Source organism: Pseudomonas sp. PS01303 (genome assembly GCF_029959385.1).
Taxonomy (GTDB): Bacteria; Pseudomonadota; Gammaproteobacteria; order Pseudomonadales; family Pseudomonadaceae; genus Aquipseudomonas; species Aquipseudomonas rustica.
The window spans coordinates 1-2,390 of record NZ_JASCPK010000293.1 but is presented as its reverse complement, the minus strand read 5'-3'; the positions used below and the strand labels follow the sequence as shown (position 1 = coordinate 2,390).

General features: G+C 58.5%; 3 protein-coding genes. 2 read left to right on the top strand and 1 reads right to left on the bottom strand.

Annotation, left to right across the window (positions count from 1 at the left end):
• Positions 1-156 precede the first annotated feature (156 nt).
• Positions 157-1,254, top strand: a complete 1,098-nt coding sequence (locus QMX93_RS30555; RefSeq protein ID WP_282359318.1) for a polyamine ABC transporter substrate-binding protein — start codon at positions 157-159, stop codon at positions 1,252-1,254.
• A gap of 245 nt (positions 1,255-1,499) precedes the next feature.
• Here QMX93_RS30555 and thpR read toward each other — a convergent pair whose 3' ends face one another.
• Positions 1,500-2,021, bottom strand: coding sequence for an RNA 2',3'-cyclic phosphodiesterase (gene thpR / locus QMX93_RS30550; RefSeq protein ID WP_282359316.1), 522 nt, complete (start codon positions 2,019-2,021; stop codon positions 1,500-1,502).
• 107 nt (positions 2,022-2,128) lie between these two features.
• On the opposite strand from thpR, the gene QMX93_RS30545 reads away from it, so the two are divergent.
• Complete coding sequence (locus QMX93_RS30545) at positions 2,129-2,323, top strand: hypothetical protein (RefSeq protein WP_212545964.1); 195 nt, start codon at positions 2,129-2,131, stop codon at positions 2,321-2,323.
• Positions 2,324-2,390 lie beyond the last annotated feature (67 nt).

Below are 2,390 nucleotides of genomic sequence, written 5' to 3'. Positions count from 1 at the left end.
ATCTTTTGACTTTGCATTTGAAGATCAACAGATCGCAGCGTGCCGCAGCTCCTACAAAAATGTAGTCAGCCCCTCGGTCAGTCCCCTCTCCCTCTGGGAGAGGGTTAGGGTGAGGGGGCTTTGCGTAACGTGAATAAAAAGAATGGAGTTGTACCGATGAAAATGTTTGGCAGGACTCTGCTGACACTGTCCTTAATGGGCGCAATCGTCATGGGCGCCCAGGCCAACGACAAGGTGCTGCGTGTTTACAACTGGTCCGATTACATCGCGCCGGACACCGTCAAGAAATTCGAAGACGAGACCGGCATCCGTGTGACCTATGACGTCTTCGACAGCAACGAGACCCTTGAGGCGCGCTTGCTGGCGGGCAAATCCGGTTACGACATCGTCGTGCCGTCCAACAGTTTCCTGGCCAAGCAGATCAAGGCTGGCGTCTATCAGGCGCTGGACAAATCGAAGCTGCCGAACTGGAAGAATCTCAACCCGGTGCTGCTGAAAAACGCTGCCGCCAGTGACCCGGACAACGCTCATGCGTTCCCGTACATGTGGGGCTCGATCGGCATCGGTTTCAACCCGGCCAAGGTCAAGGAAGTGCTCGGCGCCAACGCCCCGACCAACTCCTGGGACTTGCTGTTCAAACCGGAAAACGCTGAAAAGCTCAAAGCCTGCGGCATCAGCTTCCTCGATTCGCCGACCGAAATGCTCCCGGCCGCCCTGCACTACCTGGGCTACCCGGTGAACGACAAGGACACCGCGCACATCGCCGAAGCCGAAGCGTTGTTCATGAAAATCCGTCCGTATGTGGCGTATTTCCATTCCTCGAAATACATCTCCGATCTGGCCAACGGCAACATTTGCGTGGCGGTCGGTTACTCCGGTGACGTGCTGCAGGCCAAGGCCCGCGCCGTGGAATCGGGCAACAACGTGGTGATCGATTACAGCATTCCCAAGGAAGGCGCCGGCAGCTTCTACGACATGGTCGCCATCCCGCGCGATGCCAGCAACGTCGACAACGCCTACCTGTTCATGAATTTCCTGATGCGCCCGGACATCATCGCCGAAGTCACCAACAGCATCGGCTACAGCAACGCCAACGCGGCGGCCACGCCACTGGTGGACGAAGCGATCCGCAACGACCCGGGTTCGTACCCGACAGACGCGGTGATGGCGACGTTGTACGCCGTGCCGGATCAACCGATTGCCACGCAGCGCATCATGACGCGCGGCTGGACCCGGGTGAAGCTCGGTAAATAACTGATACGCGCGATGATCGTTCCCACGCTCCGCGTGGGAACGCAGCCCGGGACGCTCTGCGTCCCAAAGCGTGACGCGGAGCGTCACAAGAGGCATTCCCACGCAGAGCGTAGGAACGATCAGTGTAAAAATTTCCCGTTCGCGCAGCGCCTTACCACCGCTGCAACCTCTCTATGAACGGCCTCACCTGGCTCCCTCGGCTCAGGTGAATTCTCAGGCGCCTTCGGGCGCCTTTTTTTGTTGCGTCAGATCAGCGGCCAATCCTGCAAAACGCGATAACGACCCTTGTGCGATTCAAACAAGGCAAAGCGTTCAGCTCGCAAAAAGAACTCCGGTGGCATAGCGGATTCCGGCTCCGGCGCGCGGTAATCACGGGCCAACGTCAGGTGCGGGCGAAACTCGCGGGGTGTCTCTTCAAAACCGAAAGGCAACATCGCCTGTTCCAACGCATAGACCAAGCGCAACAACGCCTGCGGTGCCTGCTCAGGTGCCAGCGACAATACGCCAGGGCGATGCCAGACCTGCAAGCGATCCAGCGAAATCCTCAACGCCTCCCCGGGCGTGCGCACTTTGCTGGCGGCTTGGCAAACTTGATTGATCTGCGCCAACGGCACCGCTCCGAGAAACAACAACGTCAGATGAAAATTCTCCGCCGGCACCGGTTTGCCGGTGCGCAAACCCAACTCGCCGCGCCACTGAGCAATCGCCTTGCGCTGCACCGGCGGGCAGTCGAGGGCGAAAAACAGTCGCTTCGCTTCATCGGTCATGATCCTGCTCCCCTGTTCATCGCAATCCGCCGGATTCTACACAGCCTGAACTGACGACTCGCGACAGGCAGCTATAGTTCAAGGATTGCCATCAACCGGAGGCCGCCATGCGCGAGATCCTCAGCAAAGAGCCATGGTGGGCCCGACCGCCGAATCCCGGGCAGGATGAAAAGGAACTGGAATGGGGCTGGCTGGTGCATTACAGCGAGGGTGAACCGCGCTTCGAATTCGTCCGCGAACGGCCAAGCGACGAAGAAATTCGCCAGCGCAAAAGCTGCCGAATCACCCCCTCACCCGAGTGACGATATCCCTGTAGGAGCTGCGGCACGCTGCGATCTTTTGATCTTTTTTTACAATCAAGATCAAAAG